The organism is Maribacter aquimarinus, from assembly GCF_047345505.1.
Lineage (GTDB): Bacteria > Bacteroidota > Bacteroidia > Flavobacteriales > Flavobacteriaceae > Maribacter.
Window position 1 is genome coordinate 32,059 of sequence record NZ_JBLFEO010000001.1, and the last position, 18,516, is coordinate 50,574.

An 18,516-nucleotide genomic window follows, 5' to 3' on the forward strand; every position below is an offset into this window, starting at 1 on the left:
AAATACACGGAAAGCCAAAAAAAGAGAAAACGATGAAGTTGGTCATAGTAACGGCAGTGGATGAGTACAAAAAGGAGGTCATTGATCTATTTAGAAGGGCCGGAATAGAGAATTTCAGTGAATCTGATGTGGAGGGCCACAAAACAACGGCCACCAACAATTTGGTTTCCAGTTGGTTCGCCAGGGAGGGCAGTAGGGCAGACTCAGAGCTGTTCTTTTCCTTTGCCGAGGAAGACACCGTGGACGAACTTTTTAAACTGATCAAGGGCTTCAACCAAAACCTTGAAACGAACAACCCCCTCAAGGCGGTGGTGGTTCCCATAGAAAAACATATCTAAACCCAATAAAAATGAAAAATAGAATCGTACGCGGAATTGCAGGGACATTTATTCTGATCAGCCTGGTCTTGGCCATTTATGTGAACATCAACTGGCTTTGGTTCACGGCCTTTGTGGGCGCCAACCTCTTACAGTCTTCCGTTACCAAATGGTGCCTTTTGGACGATATTCTCACCAAGGTGTTCAAGGTTAAGGGCTAGGGCCGCCCAGACCAAAGACCTTACACGGCAACTGAAAAAAAAGCGGAAAACCGGTGCGCCCCAGAGGGTCGCAATCCGGTTCCGTGGCCCGTGCAGGCCCAAAGGCTTTGCCGTTTTTGGTCCACAAAAAAACCCAAGATTTTCATCTTGGGTTCTGTATCTAATAAGTAGCGAGAGGGGGACTTGAACCCCCGGCCTCCGGGCAGTGGGCCACCTTTTGCAATTACAACCTACTCAAAAAACAAGTTGTTGTTACATTTAGTTCATTATTTTTAAAATATACCGCATACGCTGGCGTACACGGCATAAATTACTGAACATACCTATATTATCCATATAATCTTCAGCCAATGGAAAGTGGACATAAATTGTGTACATCTCATTCATCTTGAAAGGATTTTAATTCTTCTATTTCGTTCATTCTAGCATAGAGTTGCTGCCAAACAATTTTTTGTTTGGAGAGGATTGTGTGAACTTCTCCCTTTTCAAAATGTTCTGGGTTTTTGGAGACAATGTCTTTTCTCAATTCGAGAAAATCGTATATGGCCTTGACATCAGGGAATGTAACGTTGTTCTGGTTTTTATTATGTCGATGTGATTTATGGTCATAGAGGTCAGTGGATAGTTGCCTATTTTAAATCGAGTTGATAGCCAAAATGTCAGGCTGAGCGCAGTCGAAGCCTCCTTTGAATGGCGAATGGTTCTCGCCTGCCTACCCGGCAGGCAGGCGCTAGAACTGACAACAGAAAATCATTGATCATAAAGTAATCAAATCATTACCTTGTTCAGATGATACGCATTAATCTACTGACCTCTATCTGGTAAAGTTGCAATATGCATATTTTTTCAAGCAGGAGGTATGTTTGTTGGAATTTGTGCCCATTACTTTCGATTTAGTTTTTTAAGCCTTGTTTGATACGACTGTAAATAATTTCGTTTGTACGTATCGCTTAGATAGGAAGCGTCTATTAATTTTTCGACCGCTTCAGAATTTGACAGCGATTTCTCTAAGATCCCATCCAATTGGCCTTGGCCAATTTTTGCGTGTTCGGCAAGCGAAAGAAATTGTTGCATAACCTTGCCTTTGGAAAAGTTTTTGGGTAACAGGCCGTCGTCCAATGCAAAATCGGAATCCTCGATATGCATTCGTGTATTGAGCAGGTCATAGGCAGGACTTAACCTGAAATCTCCCAATTCCGTTTCCAATAACGAGAAATTTTTGAAATGGGCATCCCCATTGGAAAAAAGATAGTTGAAGACGAGTAGTCGGAAAAGTTTCGGTGCCTCCAATTGATAGGCAGGCAGGTATTTTTTCATAAGTTCGAACAATTCAAGATAACTGCCCGAATATTTGTAGTGCTCCCCATGGGTCTGGGGAGTCCTTCCCGCCAAGGAAGCAAAATCCTCTTGGGCAAGTTTTCCACCGCCTTTCTTTAGATCAAATCGCTTGGTAATGTAGGCCGGTGTGCCATCCTTAAAAAATAGGAGCGCATTTTCGGCGGTCTCGATATCAAATACCTGTCGTGCGATCTGCATCGTCAAATGCTCATTGGCAGGCATCTGGTCAGGATTTTTACCTGCACCGGGAATTGGTTTTAAAATATAGGTCCCTTGCTCCCCTTCGTTAATAAGCCGAAGTTTATTTTTCTCCAAAAGGACGGAAAATTTTTCCTGTACCCCGGAAATCGAAATATTTTTTCGGTTCTCAACAAAGAGTTCATCCGTAGCTTCGTTGCTGGCCGGGGAATCGTAAGGCAATATATGGTTTACCTTTCTTCCATCAAACACCCTTCTCAAACAGGTCGTGCTGTAGGTTTCATACCCCTCTGCCAAAGTGCCGGGACAATATTTTATCATCGGTAAGCTCATATCGGTTGCTCCATTTTCTTTACGGTTATGGCACCGATCGTATCATAACGTGCCGTTGTCAGCAACAGGCCAAAATGATCGTTTTGGTCTATCTTCATATGTCTGCACACTACCTGTTTGTTTGTTCCCTCTGGAAGCATGTTATAAAAAAATGGGAACAGATGTTCGGAACGGTGTTCCCGATCGGTTTTGGGCAATGTTAGGCTTATGGGCGGCTTTCCCGAATCGCCAAGCCATTGGTCATGGTAGCGGTACGTAAAGCTTCCATCATCGTGCTGGGTAAGTATGCCCGCTTCTTCTCCCTTGAACAATATCTTGGCCTGCCTCATATGATCGATCTAGAGTTTCTTTACCTCCAAGCATACCTCCATTCCCAATACATCCGCAATTCCATCCAAGGTTTCAAGGGTAGGGTTTGCCTGGCCACGCTCAATTTTATAGAGTGTGTTAACACTTACATCGGCGAGTTGGGCCAATTGTTGTTGGGTTACCCGTAGCGCTTTTCTACGTGCTTTAATGCTCTTGCCTATCTTCTTTTTTGACACTATAATGTGATTTAGGTGTAAAATTAGCTATAAAATTTAATATTTACAATAAAAATCACATTATACTGAGATAATAGGGTAAAATATACGACAGAAATAGTGAACAGGGGCAAAAATCACATTATAATGTGATAATGAGGGTTTTTTGAATTTGGAATTTAATGGTCCATACTTCAAGTAGACGGAGGGTGTAAAAAGCAGAATGCCCCCTCATCCTTATATACATAAAGAACGAAAACAACAATTGAGTCTTGAATGGACACGTTAGCCCTAAACAAAGAAAACACCCAAATGTTCTACCTATGTTTTACCCCACAAAAAAACCCAAGATTTCCACCTTGGGCTTTCTGTCAGTTAAAAAGTAGCGAGAGGGGGACTTGAACCCCCGGCCTCCGGGTTATGAATCCGACGCTCTAACCAGCTGAGCTACCTCGCCATAAAAACAAATGACCAAAACACCTTTTCGCCAAAAAATAAAAGGGCGCAGCGGCACCCGGAAATCGGTCGTTTTAAGCGGCTGCAAATATAAAGTTTAATTTTATGTTCTTCAACAATCCATCCGTAAAAAATATTAAGTCCCTTTTATTTTTTTATCAATGTGAAATCTATATATTGCCCATCATTAATCAGCGCAGGTATGAATGACAAGGTTAAGTTTGAGTTGGAGTTTGTAATACAGTCCTCACCACAGCTCTTATACCAATATTTGGCAACGCCATCGGGACTTTCCGAGTGGTTTGCCGACAATGTCAATTCACGGGGCGAAAAGTTTGTTTTCATTTGGGACGGGTCCGAGGAGGAGGCATCCCTGCTCAAAAAGAAGACCGATGAGTTTGTGCGTTTTGCCTGGAACCACAACGAGGATGATTCGTTTTTTGAAATGAAGATCATTGTGGATGAAATTACCAAGGACGTATCCCTTTTCATTACCGATTTTGCCGAAGAAGATGAGGTGGACGAGTCCAAAATGCTTTGGACCAACCAGGTTGCGGACCTAAAACAAGTGTTGGGCTCCACCTAAGCTGAACGAAAAAAAGTATCTTTGGGCCCTAAAAATGTAAGGCCTTTTTTTATGGTGAATTTTAACGGGGAGCTCAAGGAGGAAGGCGTTCAGCTTTTGGGGGCGCACAACAGGGGCCTTGGCTACGGTGATGCACTTTTTGAATCTGTCAGGGTGGCACCTGGGCACGTTTATTTTTTGGAAGAGCACTATTTGAGGCTCATGGCTTCCATGCGCATTTTGAGGATGGAAATCCCCATGCGGCTTACCATGGAGTTCTTTGAAGAGCAGCTATTGCGCACTTTGGAGGCCCATGACTTTGCCCATGGCGCCCTGATGAAGTTTCTTGTGTTCAGGAACAACGGTGGCCATTTACTGCCAAAGGACAACCACGTATCCTTTTTGGTGCAGGCCAGGGAACTGGAGCACCCATTTTACGTCTTGCACAAAGAGCGGTATGAAGTGGAGCTCTTCAAGGATTTCCACAAGGCCAAGGATATGCTCTCCGGCCTGAACACCGTGAACAAACAACTACAGATCAGCGGAAGTATCTATGCGCACGAGAACGGTTATGACAATTGCATGCTCATTAACCATGACAAAAATGTGGTGGAATTCCTGAACGGCAATCTCTTCCTGGTATCCAAGAAGACCGTGAAGACCCCGCCGCTGGCAGATGGCTGCACCAATGGCATCATCAGAAAAAAGGTGCTGGACCTTTTGCAGAACTTGCCAGATCTGGAGGTGTTGGAGGCCAGTGTTTCCCCCTTTGAGCTACAGCGCGCGGACGAGCTCTTCATGACCAATATAGACCAGGGCATTGTACCGGTGACCAAGTACCGAAAGAAGGAGTTTGGCACCCAAGTGGGGCAATCCCTGATCGGCAAATTGAACGCGGCGGCCCGGTTGGCCAAATGAACTGGAAATTCCCACCTTAAATTACGGGAACATTTCTCCGCAGCAAGGATTGGCAAGGCATCCAAGGTGATTGTCAATGGTTCTTTGTTGGCGGGAATGGGACCTTATGCGAAGCGGGAAGTGGTTGGCTTCGTGTGGGGCAAGGCAAGGAGATGGCCCAAAGGGCCTCAGTTGAGATTTGGGTTGGGCGGAGCGTTGGACCACAGCATGTATTCTCCGCCAAGTGCCACCATTTTTTCCTTCCAAAAGGCCTCCGGTTCTTTTTGAATGATCTGGCTGGCGTATTCGTTCTCGGTGACCACCCAGGTTTTGGAAGAGAGCTCGTTGTTCAGTTGCAGGGAAGACCAACCGGAATAGCCCAAGAAGAAGCGAATGTCTTTCGCGGTGATGACCTTTTCGTTGATCAGCTGCACGGTTTTGTCAAAATCCCCTCCCCAAAAGATGCCGTCCGAGATTTCCACGCTATTGGCAATGAGGTGCGGCACTTTGTGGATAAAGTAGAGATTGTCCTGTTCCACCGGGCCGCCATTGAAGACTTTGAAGGGGATCTCTATTTCGGTCACCAGGTCGCGGATCTCGTACTCCAGGGGCTTGTTCAGGATAAAGCCCACCGATCCCTCCGCGTTGTGCTCCGCCAACAAGACCACGGACCTGCTAAAGGAAAGATCGCCCGTTAGCGAGGGTTCTGCAATGAGCAACTTGCCCTTTTCTGGATTGGAATCCACCATTTTATCACATCTATACCATACCAATGTAAGGCATTTCGGCCGAACGGCAAAAATGGACATAAAAAAAAGTGCTTTTTACAAAGCACTTTCAATTTTGTCTTTTGGGACGAATTTAGTTCACGGAGTTGCTCAACTCAGCACCTGCCTTGAATTTTACAACGTTCTTGGCTGCAATTTGGATGGTCTTTCCAGTGGATGGGTTTCTACCTTCCCTTGCATTTCTCTTGGAAACAGACCAGGAACCGAAACCTACTAGGGATACACGATTACCACCTTTAAGGGATTTTTCAACATTTCCCAAGAAAGACTCCAATGACTTCTTGGCTGCGGCTTTGGTGATGCCAGCGTCAGCGGCCATTGCATCGATCAATTCTGTTTTGTTCATAACGTGATTAAATTAATGAGGTTAAAATTATTATGCTTAAACAAATTTATGGGGATTTGGCTGCGATGCAAGTAAAACCGGGGGAAATCCCCGATTTTGTTGATAAGTAAGTGCCTTTGTTAATAAAGTGGGACTTTTTTGACACCTTGCCCCCAGCCCAATGGCAATGGGGCTTAAGACACATATGCATTTTCCAATAATTTGTGGCCGTTTAGGAAATCGGTCACCTTCATTTTCCGTTTGCCCTGGAGCTGCAGTTCCATAATGTTCAAGAAACCATCGCGTACCGCAACTTTCAATTCCTTTTTTCCGCTCAGCAGCGTGCCCGATGGGTGGTCATGCCGGGCAACTTCTGGCCTTACCTTGAACACTTTGAGCATGGCGGCTTCCTCCCCGTTGTGCAGGGTGCACCAAGCGGCCGGGTAGGGGCTCAGTCCCCGGATAAAGTCATACAGCGCTTTGAGGGAACGTTCAAAATCAAGCCGGCAGATTTCCTTGTTCAGTTTTGGGGCTTCCCGCAAGGGTTCCTGGACCACCTGCGGTCGTGGAAGGGCTTTGTCCCTGCCAATGAGGTCAACGGTTTCCAACACGGCGCGGGCACCCAGCTCCATTAAGTGGTCATGCAAGCTGCCGGCCGTGTCTTCCGGCCCTATCTCTGTTTCCTTCTTTAAAATGATGGCCCCGGTATCAATTTTGTCGTCTATGAAAAATGTGGTGACCCCCGTTTTGGTCTCTCCGTTCATGATGGCCCAATTAATGGGCGCGGCGCCACGATACTGTGGCAAAAGGCTGGCATGGAGGTTAAACGTGCCCTTTGCGGGCATTTGCCAAACCACCTTGGGAAGCATTCTAAAGGCCACGACCACTTGTAGATCGGCCTCCAGCGCCCTAAGATCTCCAAGGAACATGGGGTCTTTTAAATTGGTGGGCTGCAGCACCGGAACATCATTTTCCAGGGCAAATTCCTTCACCGCCGATGCGTTCATTTTCCTGCCCCTCCCGGCGGGGCGGTCTGGCGCCGTGACCACGGCCACAATGTTATGGCCCGCTTGCAACAAGGCTTTGAATATGCCCACGGCAAAATGGGGTGTTCCCATAAATACAATTCGTAAGTGTTTTATTGTTGCCATATTCTTATTTCAAGGTGTACTGGTTTTTGGTGTTGATGCCGATCTGCCCGTTTTCCAACATTTGGGACAGGGCCTTGAGGACCATTTTGGGGTCTTGCCCAAGCTGCGCCACAATCTCCCTGGAGCTGGCCTCGTGGTTCGTTAAAAAGGTGGTGATGGCCGCTATGGTTCCTTGCCCATCTTCGGTGCCCCGGCGGGCCGTGCACACATCGCAGCGGCCACAATCCTCGGTCTCCCGTTGTCCAAAATAGGCCATGAGCTGCTTATTGCGGCATACCTTGTTGTTCTCCACATAGGAGAGCATGGCACGGAGCTGTTCCTTCTTGCGGTCTTGCTGCGCTCCCATGGCCTTGGAAAAGCCGTTAATGGTCCGGTCATCTTCCCTGGGCACCAAAAAGGTGATCTCCATATCACTGGTGGCCGCCCGGTAGGTAATGATCTCTGCTTCGGCCAAGGCTTCCAGGCCCTTGTGCACATCGCTTTCGGACACGTTCATTTTCTTGGAGAGGAGGTGGGTGTTCACCTGGGTATCAAAATCAAACAATCCCCCGTAGGTGCGCAGCAGTGTCTGGATCAATTCCTTCTGTTGGGGCCATTTTTCCATGTATTGGTAGAGCACGGTCTTATGGCACACAAACTGTAGGCTACATTTTTTGTTGTGCGCCTCGGACAGGGCGATCACCGAATACTGGTCCAAAAGTCGCAAGGTATTGTAGCCCAACAAGGGATGCAGGCCGTGGGTGGCACAGAAGGCATTGAAATTGAGAAGGAACGGTTCCCCACTACCTTCCCCGTAGGCAATCTGAAAGTAACTGCACAGCTTGCGGTAAAACCGTTTAACAAAGTCCACCCCCGGCAAGACCTTGATAAATTGATCGTGGGCACGTTGTTGGTCCGTTTGGTTGGCCAATAGAATGGCCTTTGCCGGGTTCCCATCCCTTCCGGCACGGCCGGCTTCTTGAAAGTAGTTTTCAATGCAATCCGGTATTTGGTAGTGCAGCACCAAGCCCACATCTGGTTTGTCTATGCCCATGCCAAAGGCATTGGTGGCCACCATGACCTGTACCTGTCCGGAGAGCCAGTGCTCCAGGCCCGTCTTTTTTTCCTGGGCAGATAGACCTCCGTGGTAGGCCGCCGCCCGCACCCCATGACGGCCCAAGTAGGCGGCCAGCTGCACGGTGGCCTTCCTGTTGCGCACATAGACAATGCCACTGTTCTCCAGGTTTTGGCAATGGGTGCGCAGGGCATATTGTTTATCCTCTTCCTGTGCCACGCCAAAACAAATGTTCTTCCTGGCAAATGAATCTTTGGCCACCAAGGGATCCCGAAGCTCCAAAAGGGTCATGATGTCCTGCACCACCTTTGGGGTCGCGGTGGCCGTCATGGCCAGCATGGGCACCTGCGGATGTATTTCCCTTGCCCTGGCGCAGTGAAGGTAGGCCGGTCTAAAGTCATGTCCCCACTGGGAGATGCAATGGGCCTCATCTACCACAATGCTGTTCACGGGCATCTGCGCCAACCGCTGCTGTACCAGTTCTTGCTGCAGTCTTTCCGGGGAGAGGTACAAGAATTTGTAATTGCCGTAGATGCAATTGTCCAAGACCTGGTCCAAGGTCCCGTAGGGCAGGTTTCCCGCCAAGCCAATGGCCTTGATGCCCAACTGTTTTAGTTTGTTCACCTGGTCTTCAATGAGGGCCACCAGGGGAGATATCACGATGCAGATGCCGGGCAGTACCATGGCCGGCACCTGGAAGGCAATGGATTTGCCCCCGCCGGTGGGCAACAGCCCCAAGACGTCCCGGCCCTTCAGTGCGGCGGCCACAATGCTGTCCTGTGAGCCCCGAAACCGTTCGTGGCCCCAATGGGCCAATAGGACCTCAGATGCCTTGCTGCGGGCCATGTTCCAATACCTTTTGTTCTATAAAGGCGGCGCGCTCCCCCACGGATGCCAAGGGCACCTCAATAGTGGCGTAGCCCAACCGCGCGTAAACGGCCTCCAGCGCGGCATGTATGGCCCTTGCCTCGGCGTAACTTTCCATACGCTCGTTGTCCTGAACATAAATGGCCTCCCAAGGGGGCAGCAAAAAAACCACATCGTAGCGGTGTTGCTGGGCGGGCCCCTCAAAATCGATCCCGTAGGGTTGCCCAAAATAATCCATATAGGCCAGGACATCGGGGATTCCCCGGTCATAGAACACCACAGGGTGTTCCAGGTTTTTGGCTGCATGAAAATCGGCCTCTCGCGCCTCCAGCAAGATTTGGTTAAACTCACGGGGATCCTTGACAAAGGTGAGGGGGTTGGTCAGTGCGGTTTCCCGGTTCACGGTTTTCTTGGCCGCCAAGGTCATCTCACGGACCACTTCATGAAAACAGTGGTATCCCGCATTTTCCAAAAATTGGACCAGGGCCGTTTTACCGGTTCCCGGGCCACCCGTAATGACAATTCTATGGGGTACGGCCTTCTTCATATATGAGCACAAAAGTAGGCAAACGCGTGCTAATAAGGAATTTCATCCCACCCACTTTTCCCATAGGGGCCGAAGGGGTTTTACCGGTGCACAGTTGGCGGAAAGGGCAAAATCCGGAATTCCTTTTTGTCTCAGTCCGCCATTGCCAATAAAGACGGTGCCTGCCCCTCCCAATGGCAGGAAGAGGCGAAAGACCGAGAGACCAAACCGCATGGCATCTTTTGTCCCAAATAATTTGCAAATACCCGTACCTTTGCACAAAAATAGGAGTATGGCATCCGATGATTCAGCGGAATTTTATGTTAGGTTGAAGGAACAACTGGCCGAAAGCACCCAATGGCCTTCAGAGTACCTCTACAAGTTCATTGTAAAGAGCGAGGGTGAAAAAGTGGAGCAAATACACAAGATATTTGACAATACCGGGGCCGTGATCAATTTTAAAAAATCGAAAAACGGGAAGTACACCAGTGTTTCTATCCGGGTTAACCTCAGTGGCCCCGACGCTGTCATTGCAAAATACAAGGAAGTGGGGGCCCTGGAAGGAGTAATATCGCTCTAAAAATAGTATTTGGCCCATATTTTTCTTAATTTGCCGCTTCTTAAGGGAAGCATAGCTTCCAATATCCCAGTAAAACCTCTCCAATTTGGATTTAATAGATTACCTAGAGTACAACACGGAACGCCCCCATCTCATTATCCCGGAATACGGTCGCCACTTCCAAAAGATGGTGGACCACGCGGTGAGCATTGAAGATCGGGAAGAGCGAAACAAGGTGGCCCAGGCCATCATCAGCGTAATGGGCAACATGCAGCCCCATTTAAGGGACGTGCCCGATTTTCAGCACAAACTATGGGACCAGATGTTCATCATGTCCGATTTTAAGTTGGATGTGGACTCACCGTACCCCATTACCTCAAAAGAGGTGCTGCAGCAGCGGCCCGAACCATTGCAGTATCCTCAAAACCATCCCAAATACAGGTTTTACGGCAATAACATCAAAAGAATGATCGATGTTGCCGTGCAATGGGAAAAAGGGGACAAGCGCTCCGGCCTGGAATACGCCATTGCCAACCACATGAAAAAATGTTACCTGAACTGGAACAAGGATGTGGTGGACGATGCGGCCATCTTTAAACACCTCTACGAGCTGAGCAACGGAGAGATAGATTTGGCCACGGACGGTGAAAACCTGACGGACAGCGGACAATTCCTCAAAAATCGAATCTCAAAGAACCAGCGCAGCACCACCAGCAACAAGAAAAGCCAACGCAACAACAACCGCGGAAAGAAGCGGTATTAATCTCTGCTACTTTAATGGGAACTTTTAAAATAGAGGGCGGCCACCGCTTGTCCGGTGAAATTACCCCCCAAGGCGCCAAAAATGAGGCCCTCCAAATTCTTTGTGCCGTATTGTTGACCCCGGAGAAGGTGGCCATACACAATATTCCGGACATTGTGGATGTGAACAAGCTCATATCCCTGCTGGAAGACCTTGGCGTAAAGATTCAAAAAAAAGGGAAGGGATCCTATACCTTTAAGGCAGACGACATAAACCTGGACTACCTCCAGAGCGATCAGTTCAAGAAGGATGGCGGTGCGCTCAGGGGTTCCATCATGCTGGTGGGGCCACTTCTGGCCCGTTTTGGCAAGGGGTACATTCCCAAACCCGGTGGGGACAAAATAGGTCGCAGGCGTCTGGACACCCATTTTGAGGGATTTATAAAATTGGGCGCTTCCTTTCGCTACAACCGAGAGGAACATTTTTACGGCGTGGAGGCCAAGGAACTCAAGGGCACCTATATGCTGTTGGATGAGGCCTCCGTAACCGGAACGGCCAATATTGTCATGGCCGCCGTTCTCGCAAAGGGCACCACCACCATTTACAATGCGGCCTGCGAACCCTACCTGCAACAGCTCTGTAAAATGTTGAATCGCATGGGGGCCAAAATCGGGGGCATTGGTTCCAATTTGCTCACCATTGAGGGTGTGGACGCCCTGGGCGGCACGGAACACACGATGCTTCCGGACATGATCGAAATAGGCAGTTGGATCGGCTTGGCGGCCATGACCCAAAGTGAGCTCACCATTAAAAAAGTGAGCTGGGACGATTTGGGCCAGATTCCAACGGTATTCAGAAAAATGGGCGTTACCGTGGAACGCCAGGGAGATGATATTCACATTCCAGAACATAAGGAAGGTTACGAAATACAGCATTACATAGACGGCAGTATCCTTACCGTATCCGATGCACCTTGGCCGGGACTGACCCCTGATCTCTTGAGCATAATCCTGGTAATGGCCACGCAGGCCAGGGGAGAGGTGATCATACACCAAAAAATGTTTGAAAGCCGTTTGTTCTTTGTGGATAAATTGTTGGACATGGGCGCCAAGATCATTCTGTGCGACCCGCACCGGGCGGCGGTCATGGGGCACGACTTCAAATCTACCCTCAAGGCCACCACCATGACCTCACCGGACATTCGGGCAGGGGTGTCGCTCCTCATTGCGGCCCTTTCGGCCAAGGGCACGTCCACCATACATAACATAGAACAGATCGATCGTGGTTACGAGAACATAGATGAGCGCCTGCGCGCCATTGGGGCCAAGATCCATAGGGTGTAGGCACAGCGGCTTAGCCACCAAACCATCCCGACTCCCAAAAACCGTACAGTCCCAATACAAACACCAGGGTCCAAAGTAAGGTGCGCCACCAGTTTTTGGCCACCAATTGGGCGGTAATGCCCTTGGCCTGTGCCTCCGTGCTGCCCTCTATCTTGTGGTGCAGGGGAACAAAAACGGCAAAGGTCATGACCCAAATGGCCAGTACCAAGGCCAGTTTCATTATCGGGACCGTTTCCGGAGCCACCATAACCGCCCAAATGCTGCCGGCCAACTGACCGAACATCAGGGGCAGTACCACAAAGGTGATGCGTTGGGTATAGCTGCGGTGCCAAACCACCAGCTCTGGGTGGGCATAATAGGTGAGCCCGGGATAGATGGCCAGTTGTACCGCCCAGATCAACACCAGGGTGGCCGTATCAAAAAGAAGGTTGATAAGGGCGATCAATGCACTTAATTTTGAAAGAGTATTTCCTTTACACCACTGAAAAAGGGCAACAATAGCTCACTTTTGTGGGAAAAGGCATTGCTTTTGTTCAAGAAGGTGTCTATTTGATTCATCTTAAAGTGGGCAGCATGTCCATTGGCCCCATAGTCATGGAAAGCCATGCTCCATTCATTGAAAAGGCGCTGGCGGAGGTGTACGTGCTTCAGGGTTTCCACGTCTTGGTGCCGCCGGTCCCGCACTATCTTATCAAAGAGCCGCTCCAGGTTTTCTTCCTCACCTTCCAGTAGCTGTAAAAAATGGCCGTTATGGTACAAAAGACAGCCGGTGATGCCGTGTGCCGCATTGTAGTCTTTGGCATTGCTGAGCATGGCATAGATATCCGGGAGGGTAAAGGTCTCGATGGCCTTGGAACGGTAAATAAGGGAACGCATCAACTTTGGGCATTTAAGATTCAACGCCTAAATATAATCCATTTTTGTTCAACCTCTAAATGGGTCGTGTTAAAACTCCAGAAAGGTAAAAAAACGATTAAAATTGTTGTTTTTGTTGACCGTAAGGGTCATTAAAACAGGTCTGGGCGACCAACGGAACAACCTAAAAACCTTAAACAAAACGGGGTTGGAACAAACAGCTTTTCACTATTTCCGCATGGCCCAGGCCCACCACAACAGCAACGGATGCACCACAACCAAACGTGCCCAGGCCACCCATATGGGGGTGCACAGCCCGTCTGGCACACAGGCATCGATGGCAATGAAATGGACATGCGACGGGATGAACAGTACCAAAAGCCCAACAATGCCATAGGCGCCCCACGGCCGTAGCTTTGGAAACAACAGCATGCCCCCAAAAAGTATTTCCAAGGCCCCGGACACCACATTGATCAGGTCTGGAAAGGGCAGGTAGGGCGGAATGAGCGGCAGATAAAACCCGGGATCCATAAAGTGGTTGGCCCCCGCGAACAACATGAAGCCAGACAAAAGATAGCGCAATATGTTTCTTATCATAACCTAGAACATTAAACAAAAGGCAACCGGTGTGGTGTCCTTGGAGAACAGCTTGCCCCGGGCAGGGAAGCGGCCCCACAAGGTCTTAAAACAAGAGAAGGGACGCCCCCAAGAACGGGCCAATGACATTTACCTTGGTCTCTACCTGCTCACTGCCCTCCCCATCCGTGCGCTCGTAATAAAAATTACGGAAACCTACATGGACGGCCAACGGTTTTGCCACCTTAAAGGAGTTGAGAAAGGTCCAATCATAGGCCAGTTTGGAGGCATTTCCCAATCCAAAACCGCCAATGCTCGCCTGTGCGGAAATGGTCACGGTCTTACTGATCACAAATGCCGGGGACACACCGATCATAACATCCCACCACTCTTGCCTTTCCAGCAGGCTGCCATCATCCAGAACATTCCCAAAGAGCACAAATTCATAGCCCAGACTCACGTCGTTCAACCAATACTTGGCGCCCAAGTTCACCCCAAGTTCCCAGCCCTGAATTATTTGGTTGTCCGTGACCTCCAGATCCCTTACCACGAGATAACCCAAACGGGTATCCAAAATTTGTTGGTCAATGTTCAGGTCCAGGTTCAACAGATTTCCCGTCTGGGCTGTTCCCAGGTTTGCCCAAGTACCATCAAAACGAAACATCCAACGCTTGTAACGTAAATCTGCGATCATCTGAAAACCGGAATTGGTCAGGGAAGACAAGTCGTTAAAAGACTGCCTAAGCCTATTGTCTCCCACATCCGTGGCCTGGGCCGCCAAGAGGCCATAGGGGGAAATGTTCAGGGTCCAGTCGTTTTCTTCCCCCTCGGGCTGTATATCAAACAATTGCCCCGTGGCCAGGGCACTGAAGCACAAAAAGAAGCAAAAACCAAGAAATTGGCGAACGTACATGGTCAAATGGTTTTATATAAGTTATTTGGTTGATTTTGGATGATGCAAAAAAAAATAGTATTGCGGCTAAAAATTGCTGCAAAACCTGGCGCCGTGCCGAGGTTTGCCCAACCGGCGGAGCAATGGCCATTACCCAACCGCAAAGGTCTGGATTTTATTGGAGGTTGCAACCCCATTACAAAAGTCATTTTAAAGATCTGTTCAAAGGGCCATTGTTGTTCAAAGCTGCCATTGGGTCTGTTGGTGCACCTTTTTGAGAATGATGAAAAAGGGAATCCACCAAATAAAATCGTTGGTGATCAGGGTATAGATGAATTCAAAGGGCACCACCTCTTGCCAGTAGTTGAAGAGAAATCCCAGGGGGCCAAATATTTTTCCCAAAAAACCAACGGCCACAATGGGCCAATGTTTTATGGGATCATAGGATGCCCACCAATAGCCCAAACCGTAAACACCTATGACCATGCCCATGCCCTGCCATACCAGGGGATGGTTCAAGGGTTCCATGCCCACCAGCTCAAAAAAATGGTTTGGAAAAAGCACCACCCAAGCACCCCACAGGATGTTGTAAACGGCGGCCAATTGAAGCGTAAGTCTCATTGCAATGATTTTAATGCCCCTTGATCAGGAACCTCTTTTTATGCCAATGTCGTTTTTCGCCCCCAACCCAAATCATGTCCGGCGGCTTCTGCATTGCCCGGCTAAAGGAACACCAACAAAAACCAACCGCAGGATAAGGGGCATTCCCATTTAAGCGTCACTTGTGCAAAGTTAGGGTAAATCCCAACTTTGGTTTATGGTTTTATTGTAAATCTTTGACCAGGTCCGGAAAGCGCTCCTTGAGCTGGCGCCAGATGGCCAAATGGCCCCCATTTTTGGCCGTGTAGTAGGTTTTGCCACCATCTTTTGTGGTGATCAGGAGATACTCCCGGGCCGGGGCATTGAGCAATAGTTTCACCTCCTCTCCGTGGGCTGTCCCAAAATGCCCTTTTTTTAAATGTCCCACCGCGAAGCCGTTGGTCTTGATGGCAATGGGCGGGAGTTCTTGTACCAGTTGTATGTCCCGTATTTGCTCCGGCGCTATGGTCTCCCCGTACATGCCGGCAATGATAATGCCATCTCCCGAAATCTGGATGCTGTTTTCGGAATACCCCAAATAGAACAGACCTGCGGTGAACGCGAGGGTCAGCAAGAGTACAAGGAGCACCAGAACAGGGGCCTTTTTTTTCGTGTTTCCATAATAGGGCCGGCTCTTTATGATAAAAAAAGCATAGGCCAGTAGGGGGTACCCCACCAAAAAAGGACCGCTCACCAGCTCGCCCAACGTGTAATGTAGCCCTAGGCCAAAAACCAAAAGGGAAGCGCCCAGAAAGAGGTGAAAGCGTTTAAAAATCCGAAGATAGCCCTCAAGATCAAACGTCTGTCGGGCACTGGCATCCATCGTATTGTAGCCAGAGAGCAGTTGGGCGGCGTTGTTTTGGTTGATCAACAACCCAACGCCAACGATGATAAGGGACATAAGAACAAGGGCGTAGAGCATAAAGGAGCTATTTACAAGGTGTACGGGCAAACGCTTAGGACACTACCAAGATAGTTCATTTTAGGGAGCATGTAATACGAGTGTCTGCCCAATGGTGTTCCCAAAATCTTTATGCCTGCGCGCAACCCTTGGGCGCACGCGCCATCTTGCTTAAAAGAATGGTGGTCGGGAACAATACCGCGCCATACCTGGTTCCCACGCCAATGGGTTTGGGAACATGGCTCAGTGCATCGGCATCCAGAAGTAATACCGTGTAATGGACGACATAAAAGGTGTCGTGCGCCCAATGCTGTGGAACGCCCCAAAAATTCGGGAAAAACACCATTGAAAAGCAAGGTTTTCATGCTTGGTATCAAGGCTGCACCCGTAGCTTGGGATTTAATTTCCATTTTGCTTTGGTTCGGCTACCGAAAAATGAAAAAACGTAAAAAATGAAATATCTAATTTTCTCCCTATTGTTTTGCCTTCCCTGTACCGGGGCATTTGCCACCGATGGGGAAATAACGGCCCAAGTGGTTTTTGAAAACCTCACCCAACGGGACTTGCGTTCGGGCACCTTTACCATTATAGGTGCCAATACCAGCATTGAAGTCAATGATGCCAATCCCTTTAACATCACCCTGCCCGGCAAAGGGAAATACGAGTTCCTGTTTAGCTCGGAACACTTTGTGGCGCTATTGTCCTATCCGAAGAAAATCACCCCAAAAAACAATTTGATCAAGATTCAATTACTTGCCAAATACAACAGCAACAAACTGACCGTAGCTGCCCAAAATGGCTATATTGAAAACCGTATTGCAGATGGTAACCTCAATTTTGTCCTGCACGGTATGGACGCCACCGTGCCCCGGGAATACCTGGAACTGAAGCGTAAATATGGGGTGGGTCTGGTAAAGGAAAATTGTGCCATTGACCCCGTTTCGATGAAGGCGGCAAAGGAACACAACAAACGTTTGTCCCAATATTTGGACCAAAAATACGGGAGCACTTGGTCAGAAGGGCTCACAGAAAAACCCTTTGGACTCTAGAGGCTCCGGTAACGGGGCAATACCGCCAAGCACCGAGAGTAGCGCATGGTAAAAGAAAGGCGGGGATATGCACCGCCGTTAGGCATTAAACGAGTTTTTCCCTTCCTTCAGGGAAGTGGGCAGCTCAAAGACCTCCAGATCAAAATAAGGTACGGCGGCCAGAATATGGTCAAAGATATCGGCCATAATGTATTCGTAGTTCTGCCAGCGCTTGTCACTGCTAAAGGCATAGATTTCCAACGGAATGCCCTGTGGGGTGGGCGGTAACTGCCGGGTCATGAGGGTCATGTTTTCATTGATGCCCGTATGGCTTTCCAGGTAGCTGACAATGTATTTCCTGAACACCCCCAAGTTGGTAAGGTTGCGCCCATTGATGAGCAGGCTCTTATCCACCCCTTTTTCCGTGTTTTCCTCATTGATCTTGGCCTGCCTATCCATAAGGTACCTGTTTATGAGCGCCACTTTTTTCAGTGCCTCCACTTGGCCTTCCGTAAGAAAGTGGACACTCTGTTGCCTAATGATCACGGAGCGTTTTATGCGCCTGCCCCCGGAGTCCTGCATGCCCCGCCAGTTCTTAAAACTGTCCGATATGAGCGCATAGGTGGGAATGGTGGTTATGGTCTTGTCAAAATTCTGCACTTTCACGGTGGCCAGGCTTATTTCAATGACATCGCCATCTGCCCCGTATTTCTCAAAGGTGATCCAATCGCCAATGCGCACCATATCGTTGATGCTCACTTGGATACTGGCCACAAAGCCCAATATGGTGTCCTTGAAGATCAATAGCAAAACCGCGGAGGCCGCGCCCAGTCCGGTTAAAAACTTCCAGATTTCAGTGCCTGTCAAAATGGCCAATATGGACATGATGCCCGCCGCCCAGGCGAAGATCATAAATACCTGGATGTAGCTGTGAATGGGCTTGTCCCTGAATCGGGGCAGGGTCTTTAGATAGTCGTTCACGGTGCGCAAAAACCGGTGTACAATGCTCAGGATCAACAAGACGCTGAGCACTTCCAGCACCTTAACGGCCACAATTTCCGCGAAGTCAAAATCGGCAAAGACCATGGGGGCCAGCTCCAGGGCCAGGGCCAAGGGGAGAATGTGGGCCAAATAGCGGGGCAGTCTGTTGGTCACCGCAAGATTGTCAAAATTGGTGCGCGTGCCCTTGGCCAATTTGGCCGAAAAATAACGAATTACCTTCCACAGGGCATAATCAAATACCAACACGATCACCACGGCCGCCACCAAGAGCAGTCCGGCACTGAGGTACTGTGCCGCCCCTTCGCTTAGTCCGCCCTGAAGCAGTAGTTCCTTTATTCTTTCCAATCCTAAATCTGCCAACATGGGGTTTGTGGTTTCCCAACAAAGGACAATAAGGTTGCCAAAGTGGTCGGGGAGGT

Annotated in this window: 25 protein-coding genes and 1 tRNA gene; 8 read left to right on the top strand and 18 right to left on the bottom strand. The window is 48.9% G+C overall.

The features are described from left to right. Window positions 1-32 precede the first annotated feature (32 nt). Window positions 33-338: a hypothetical protein gene (locus ACKWCC_RS00170; RefSeq protein ID WP_413993862.1), complete on the top strand. Its 306-nt coding sequence runs from the start codon at window positions 33-35 to the stop codon at window positions 336-338. 11 nt (window positions 339-349) lie between these two features. After that, a complete protein-coding gene (locus ACKWCC_RS00175) occupies window positions 350-538 on the top strand; it encodes a YgaP family membrane protein (protein WP_413993863.1) in 189 nt (62 codons plus the stop codon). Window positions 539-917: 379 nt separating this feature from the next. On the opposite strand, the gene ACKWCC_RS00180 is transcribed toward ACKWCC_RS00175, so the two are convergent. The 5 genes from ACKWCC_RS00180 to ACKWCC_RS00200 form a co-directional block, all read right to left on the bottom strand. Further along, window positions 918-1,064, bottom strand: a complete 147-nt coding sequence (locus tag ACKWCC_RS00180; RefSeq protein ID WP_413993864.1) for a hypothetical protein — start codon at window positions 1,062-1,064, stop codon at window positions 918-920. A gap of 356 nt (window positions 1,065-1,420) precedes the next feature. After that, window positions 1,421-2,407 (bottom strand): type II toxin-antitoxin system HipA family toxin, encoded by a 987-nt coding sequence (locus ACKWCC_RS00185; protein WP_413993865.1) that lies wholly within the window; start codon window positions 2,405-2,407, stop codon window positions 1,421-1,423. Further along, window positions 2,404-2,736 carry a HipA N-terminal domain-containing protein gene (locus tag ACKWCC_RS00190; protein WP_413993866.1) on the bottom strand — a complete coding sequence of 111 codons (333 nt, stop codon included), beginning with the start codon at window positions 2,734-2,736 and terminating at the stop codon, window positions 2,404-2,406. Before ACKWCC_RS00190 ends, ACKWCC_RS00185 begins: the two co-directional genes overlap by 4 nt. Window positions 2,737-2,745: 9 nt before the next feature. Further along, window positions 2,746-2,952, bottom strand: a complete 207-nt coding sequence (locus ACKWCC_RS00195; RefSeq protein WP_275615766.1) for a helix-turn-helix domain-containing protein — start codon at window positions 2,950-2,952, stop codon at window positions 2,746-2,748. Between the two features lie 362 nt (window positions 2,953-3,314). Further along, window positions 3,315-3,388, bottom strand: a tRNA-Met gene (locus ACKWCC_RS00200). Between the two features lie 201 nt (window positions 3,389-3,589). On the opposite strand from ACKWCC_RS00200, the gene ACKWCC_RS00205 reads away from it, so the two are divergent. After that, window positions 3,590-3,973 (top strand): START-like domain-containing protein, encoded by a 384-nt coding sequence (locus ACKWCC_RS00205; protein ID WP_413993867.1) that lies wholly within the window; start codon window positions 3,590-3,592, stop codon window positions 3,971-3,973. A gap of 21 nt (window positions 3,974-3,994) precedes the next feature. After that, window positions 3,995-4,870, top strand: a complete 876-nt coding sequence (locus ACKWCC_RS00210; protein ID WP_413993868.1) for an aminotransferase class IV — start codon at window positions 3,995-3,997, stop codon at window positions 4,868-4,870. 167 nt (window positions 4,871-5,037) lie between these two features. On the opposite strand, the gene ACKWCC_RS00215 is transcribed toward ACKWCC_RS00210, so the two are convergent. From ACKWCC_RS00215 to ACKWCC_RS00235, 5 genes are all read right to left on the bottom strand, one after another. Further along, complete coding sequence (locus tag ACKWCC_RS00215; RefSeq protein ID WP_413993869.1) at window positions 5,038-5,598, bottom strand: YqgE/AlgH family protein; 561 nt, start codon at window positions 5,596-5,598, stop codon at window positions 5,038-5,040. Window positions 5,599-5,710: 112 nt separating this feature from the next. Further along, window positions 5,711-5,983, bottom strand: a complete 273-nt coding sequence (locus ACKWCC_RS00220; protein ID WP_413993870.1) for an HU family DNA-binding protein — start codon at window positions 5,981-5,983, stop codon at window positions 5,711-5,713. Window positions 5,984-6,156: 173 nt separating this feature from the next. Then, on the bottom strand, window positions 6,157-7,113 hold the full coding sequence (fmt, locus tag ACKWCC_RS00225; RefSeq protein ID WP_413993871.1) for a methionyl-tRNA formyltransferase: 957 nt from the start codon (window positions 7,111-7,113) through the stop codon (window positions 6,157-6,159). 4 nt (window positions 7,114-7,117) lie between these two features. Further along, the gene (locus tag ACKWCC_RS00230; protein ID WP_413993872.1) at window positions 7,118-9,013 is read right to left on the bottom strand and encodes a RecQ family ATP-dependent DNA helicase; all 1,896 of its coding nucleotides are present in this window, start codon (window positions 9,011-9,013) and stop codon (window positions 7,118-7,120) included. After that, entirely contained in the window at window positions 8,991-9,581 is a 591-nt protein-coding gene (locus tag ACKWCC_RS00235) for an AAA family ATPase (protein WP_413993873.1), read from the bottom strand. The genes ACKWCC_RS00230 and ACKWCC_RS00235 overlap by 23 nt, the downstream gene beginning before the upstream one ends. A 271-nt stretch (window positions 9,582-9,852) precedes the next feature. On the opposite strand from ACKWCC_RS00235, the gene ACKWCC_RS00240 reads away from it, so the two are divergent. The 3 genes from ACKWCC_RS00240 to murA all read left to right on the top strand — a co-directional run bounded on the left by ACKWCC_RS00240 (window position 9,853) and on the right by murA (window position 12,204). Next, on the top strand, window positions 9,853-10,140 hold the full coding sequence (locus ACKWCC_RS00240; RefSeq protein WP_413993874.1) for a DUF493 family protein: 288 nt from the start codon (window positions 9,853-9,855) through the stop codon (window positions 10,138-10,140). 85 nt (window positions 10,141-10,225) lie between these two features. Continuing rightward, the gene (locus tag ACKWCC_RS00245) at window positions 10,226-10,882 is read left to right on the top strand and encodes a DUF4290 domain-containing protein (RefSeq protein ID WP_413993875.1); all 657 of its coding nucleotides are present in this window, start codon (window positions 10,226-10,228) and stop codon (window positions 10,880-10,882) included. 14 nt (window positions 10,883-10,896) lie between these two features. After that, entirely contained in the window at window positions 10,897-12,204 is a 1,308-nt protein-coding gene (murA, locus tag ACKWCC_RS00250; protein WP_413993876.1) for a UDP-N-acetylglucosamine 1-carboxyvinyltransferase, read from the top strand. 10 nt (window positions 12,205-12,214) lie between these two features. Here murA and ACKWCC_RS00255 read toward each other — a convergent pair whose 3' ends face one another. From ACKWCC_RS00255 to ACKWCC_RS00285, 7 genes are all read right to left on the bottom strand, one after another. Then, window positions 12,215-12,649 carry a hypothetical protein gene (locus tag ACKWCC_RS00255; protein WP_413993877.1) on the bottom strand — a complete coding sequence of 145 codons (435 nt, stop codon included), beginning with the start codon at window positions 12,647-12,649 and terminating at the stop codon, window positions 12,215-12,217. Between the two features lie 5 nt (window positions 12,650-12,654). After that, the gene (locus tag ACKWCC_RS00260; RefSeq protein ID WP_413994116.1) at window positions 12,655-13,080 is read right to left on the bottom strand and encodes a BLUF domain-containing protein; all 426 of its coding nucleotides are present in this window, start codon (window positions 13,078-13,080) and stop codon (window positions 12,655-12,657) included. Between the two features lie 207 nt (window positions 13,081-13,287). Beyond that, on the bottom strand, window positions 13,288-13,656 hold the full coding sequence (locus tag ACKWCC_RS00265; protein ID WP_413993878.1) for a DoxX family protein: 369 nt from the start codon (window positions 13,654-13,656) through the stop codon (window positions 13,288-13,290). Window positions 13,657-13,741: 85 nt separating this feature from the next. Continuing rightward, a complete protein-coding gene (locus ACKWCC_RS00270; protein WP_413993879.1) occupies window positions 13,742-14,548 on the bottom strand; it encodes a hypothetical protein in 807 nt (268 codons plus the stop codon). A gap of 219 nt (window positions 14,549-14,767) precedes the next feature. Then, a complete protein-coding gene (locus tag ACKWCC_RS00275; protein WP_413993880.1) occupies window positions 14,768-15,148 on the bottom strand; it encodes an alkyl hydroperoxide reductase in 381 nt (126 codons plus the stop codon). 202 nt (window positions 15,149-15,350) lie between these two features. Beyond that, window positions 15,351-16,088, bottom strand: coding sequence for a DUF3784 domain-containing protein (locus tag ACKWCC_RS00280; RefSeq protein ID WP_413993881.1), 738 nt, complete (start codon window positions 16,086-16,088; stop codon window positions 15,351-15,353). Between the two features lie 109 nt (window positions 16,089-16,197). Further along, a complete protein-coding gene (locus ACKWCC_RS00285) occupies window positions 16,198-16,413 on the bottom strand; it encodes a hypothetical protein (protein WP_413993882.1) in 216 nt (71 codons plus the stop codon). A 106-nt stretch (window positions 16,414-16,519) separates the two neighbouring features. On the opposite strand from ACKWCC_RS00285, the gene ACKWCC_RS00290 reads away from it, so the two are divergent. Next, window positions 16,520-17,116 carry an FEKKY domain-containing protein gene (locus ACKWCC_RS00290; RefSeq protein WP_413993883.1) on the top strand — a complete coding sequence of 199 codons (597 nt, stop codon included), beginning with the start codon at window positions 16,520-16,522 and terminating at the stop codon, window positions 17,114-17,116. Window positions 17,117-17,194: 78 nt separating this feature from the next. On the opposite strand, the gene ACKWCC_RS00295 is transcribed toward ACKWCC_RS00290, so the two are convergent. After that, window positions 17,195-18,460, bottom strand: coding sequence for a mechanosensitive ion channel family protein (locus ACKWCC_RS00295; protein WP_413994117.1), 1,266 nt, complete (start codon window positions 18,458-18,460; stop codon window positions 17,195-17,197). Window positions 18,461-18,516 lie beyond the last annotated feature (56 nt).

Coding starts and splice junctions, on each gene's coding strand:
- ACKWCC_RS00170 (WP_413993862.1), top strand. CDS start 33: ATGAAGTTGGTCATAGTAACGGCAGTGGATGAGTACAAAAAGGAGGTC.
- ACKWCC_RS00175 (WP_413993863.1), top strand. CDS start 350: ATGAAAAATAGAATCGTACGCGGAATTGCAGGGACATTTATTCTGATC.
- ACKWCC_RS00185 (WP_413993865.1), bottom strand. CDS start 2,407: ATGAGCTTACCGATGATAAAATATTGTCCCGGCACTTTGGCAGAGGGG.
- ACKWCC_RS00190 (WP_413993866.1), bottom strand. CDS start 2,736: ATGAGGCAGGCCAAGATATTGTTCAAGGGAGAAGAAGCGGGCATACTT.
- ACKWCC_RS00205 (WP_413993867.1), top strand. CDS start 3,590: ATGAATGACAAGGTTAAGTTTGAGTTGGAGTTTGTAATACAGTCCTCA.
- ACKWCC_RS00215 (WP_413993869.1), bottom strand. CDS start 5,598: ATGGTGGATTCCAATCCAGAAAAGGGCAAGTTGCTCATTGCAGAACCC.
- ACKWCC_RS00220 (WP_413993870.1), bottom strand. CDS start 5,983: ATGAACAAAACAGAATTGATCGATGCAATGGCCGCTGACGCTGGCATC.
- fmt (WP_413993871.1), bottom strand. CDS start 7,113: ATGGCAACAATAAAACACTTACGAATTGTATTTATGGGAACACCCCAT.
- ACKWCC_RS00230 (WP_413993872.1), bottom strand. CDS start 9,013: ATGGCCCGCAGCAAGGCATCTGAGGTCCTATTGGCCCATTGGGGCCAC.
- ACKWCC_RS00235 (WP_413993873.1), bottom strand. CDS start 9,581: ATGAAGAAGGCCGTACCCCATAGAATTGTCATTACGGGTGGCCCGGGA.
- ACKWCC_RS00240 (WP_413993874.1), top strand. CDS start 9,853: ATGGCATCCGATGATTCAGCGGAATTTTATGTTAGGTTGAAGGAACAA.
- murA (WP_413993876.1), top strand. CDS start 10,897: ATGGGAACTTTTAAAATAGAGGGCGGCCACCGCTTGTCCGGTGAAATT.
- ACKWCC_RS00260 (WP_413994116.1), bottom strand. CDS start 13,080: ATGCGTTCCCTTATTTACCGTTCCAAGGCCATCGAGACCTTTACCCTC.
- ACKWCC_RS00265 (WP_413993878.1), bottom strand. CDS start 13,656: ATGATAAGAAACATATTGCGCTATCTTTTGTCTGGCTTCATGTTGTTC.
- ACKWCC_RS00270 (WP_413993879.1), bottom strand. CDS start 14,548: ATGTACGTTCGCCAATTTCTTGGTTTTTGCTTCTTTTTGTGCTTCAGT.
- ACKWCC_RS00275 (WP_413993880.1), bottom strand. CDS start 15,148: ATGAGACTTACGCTTCAATTGGCCGCCGTTTACAACATCCTGTGGGGT.
- ACKWCC_RS00280 (WP_413993881.1), bottom strand. CDS start 16,088: ATGCTCTACGCCCTTGTTCTTATGTCCCTTATCATCGTTGGCGTTGGG.
- ACKWCC_RS00285 (WP_413993882.1), bottom strand. CDS start 16,413: ATGGTGTTTTTCCCGAATTTTTGGGGCGTTCCACAGCATTGGGCGCAC.
- ACKWCC_RS00290 (WP_413993883.1), top strand. CDS start 16,520: ATGAAATATCTAATTTTCTCCCTATTGTTTTGCCTTCCCTGTACCGGG.
- ACKWCC_RS00295 (WP_413994117.1), bottom strand. CDS start 18,460: ATGTTGGCAGATTTAGGATTGGAAAGAATAAAGGAACTACTGCTTCAG.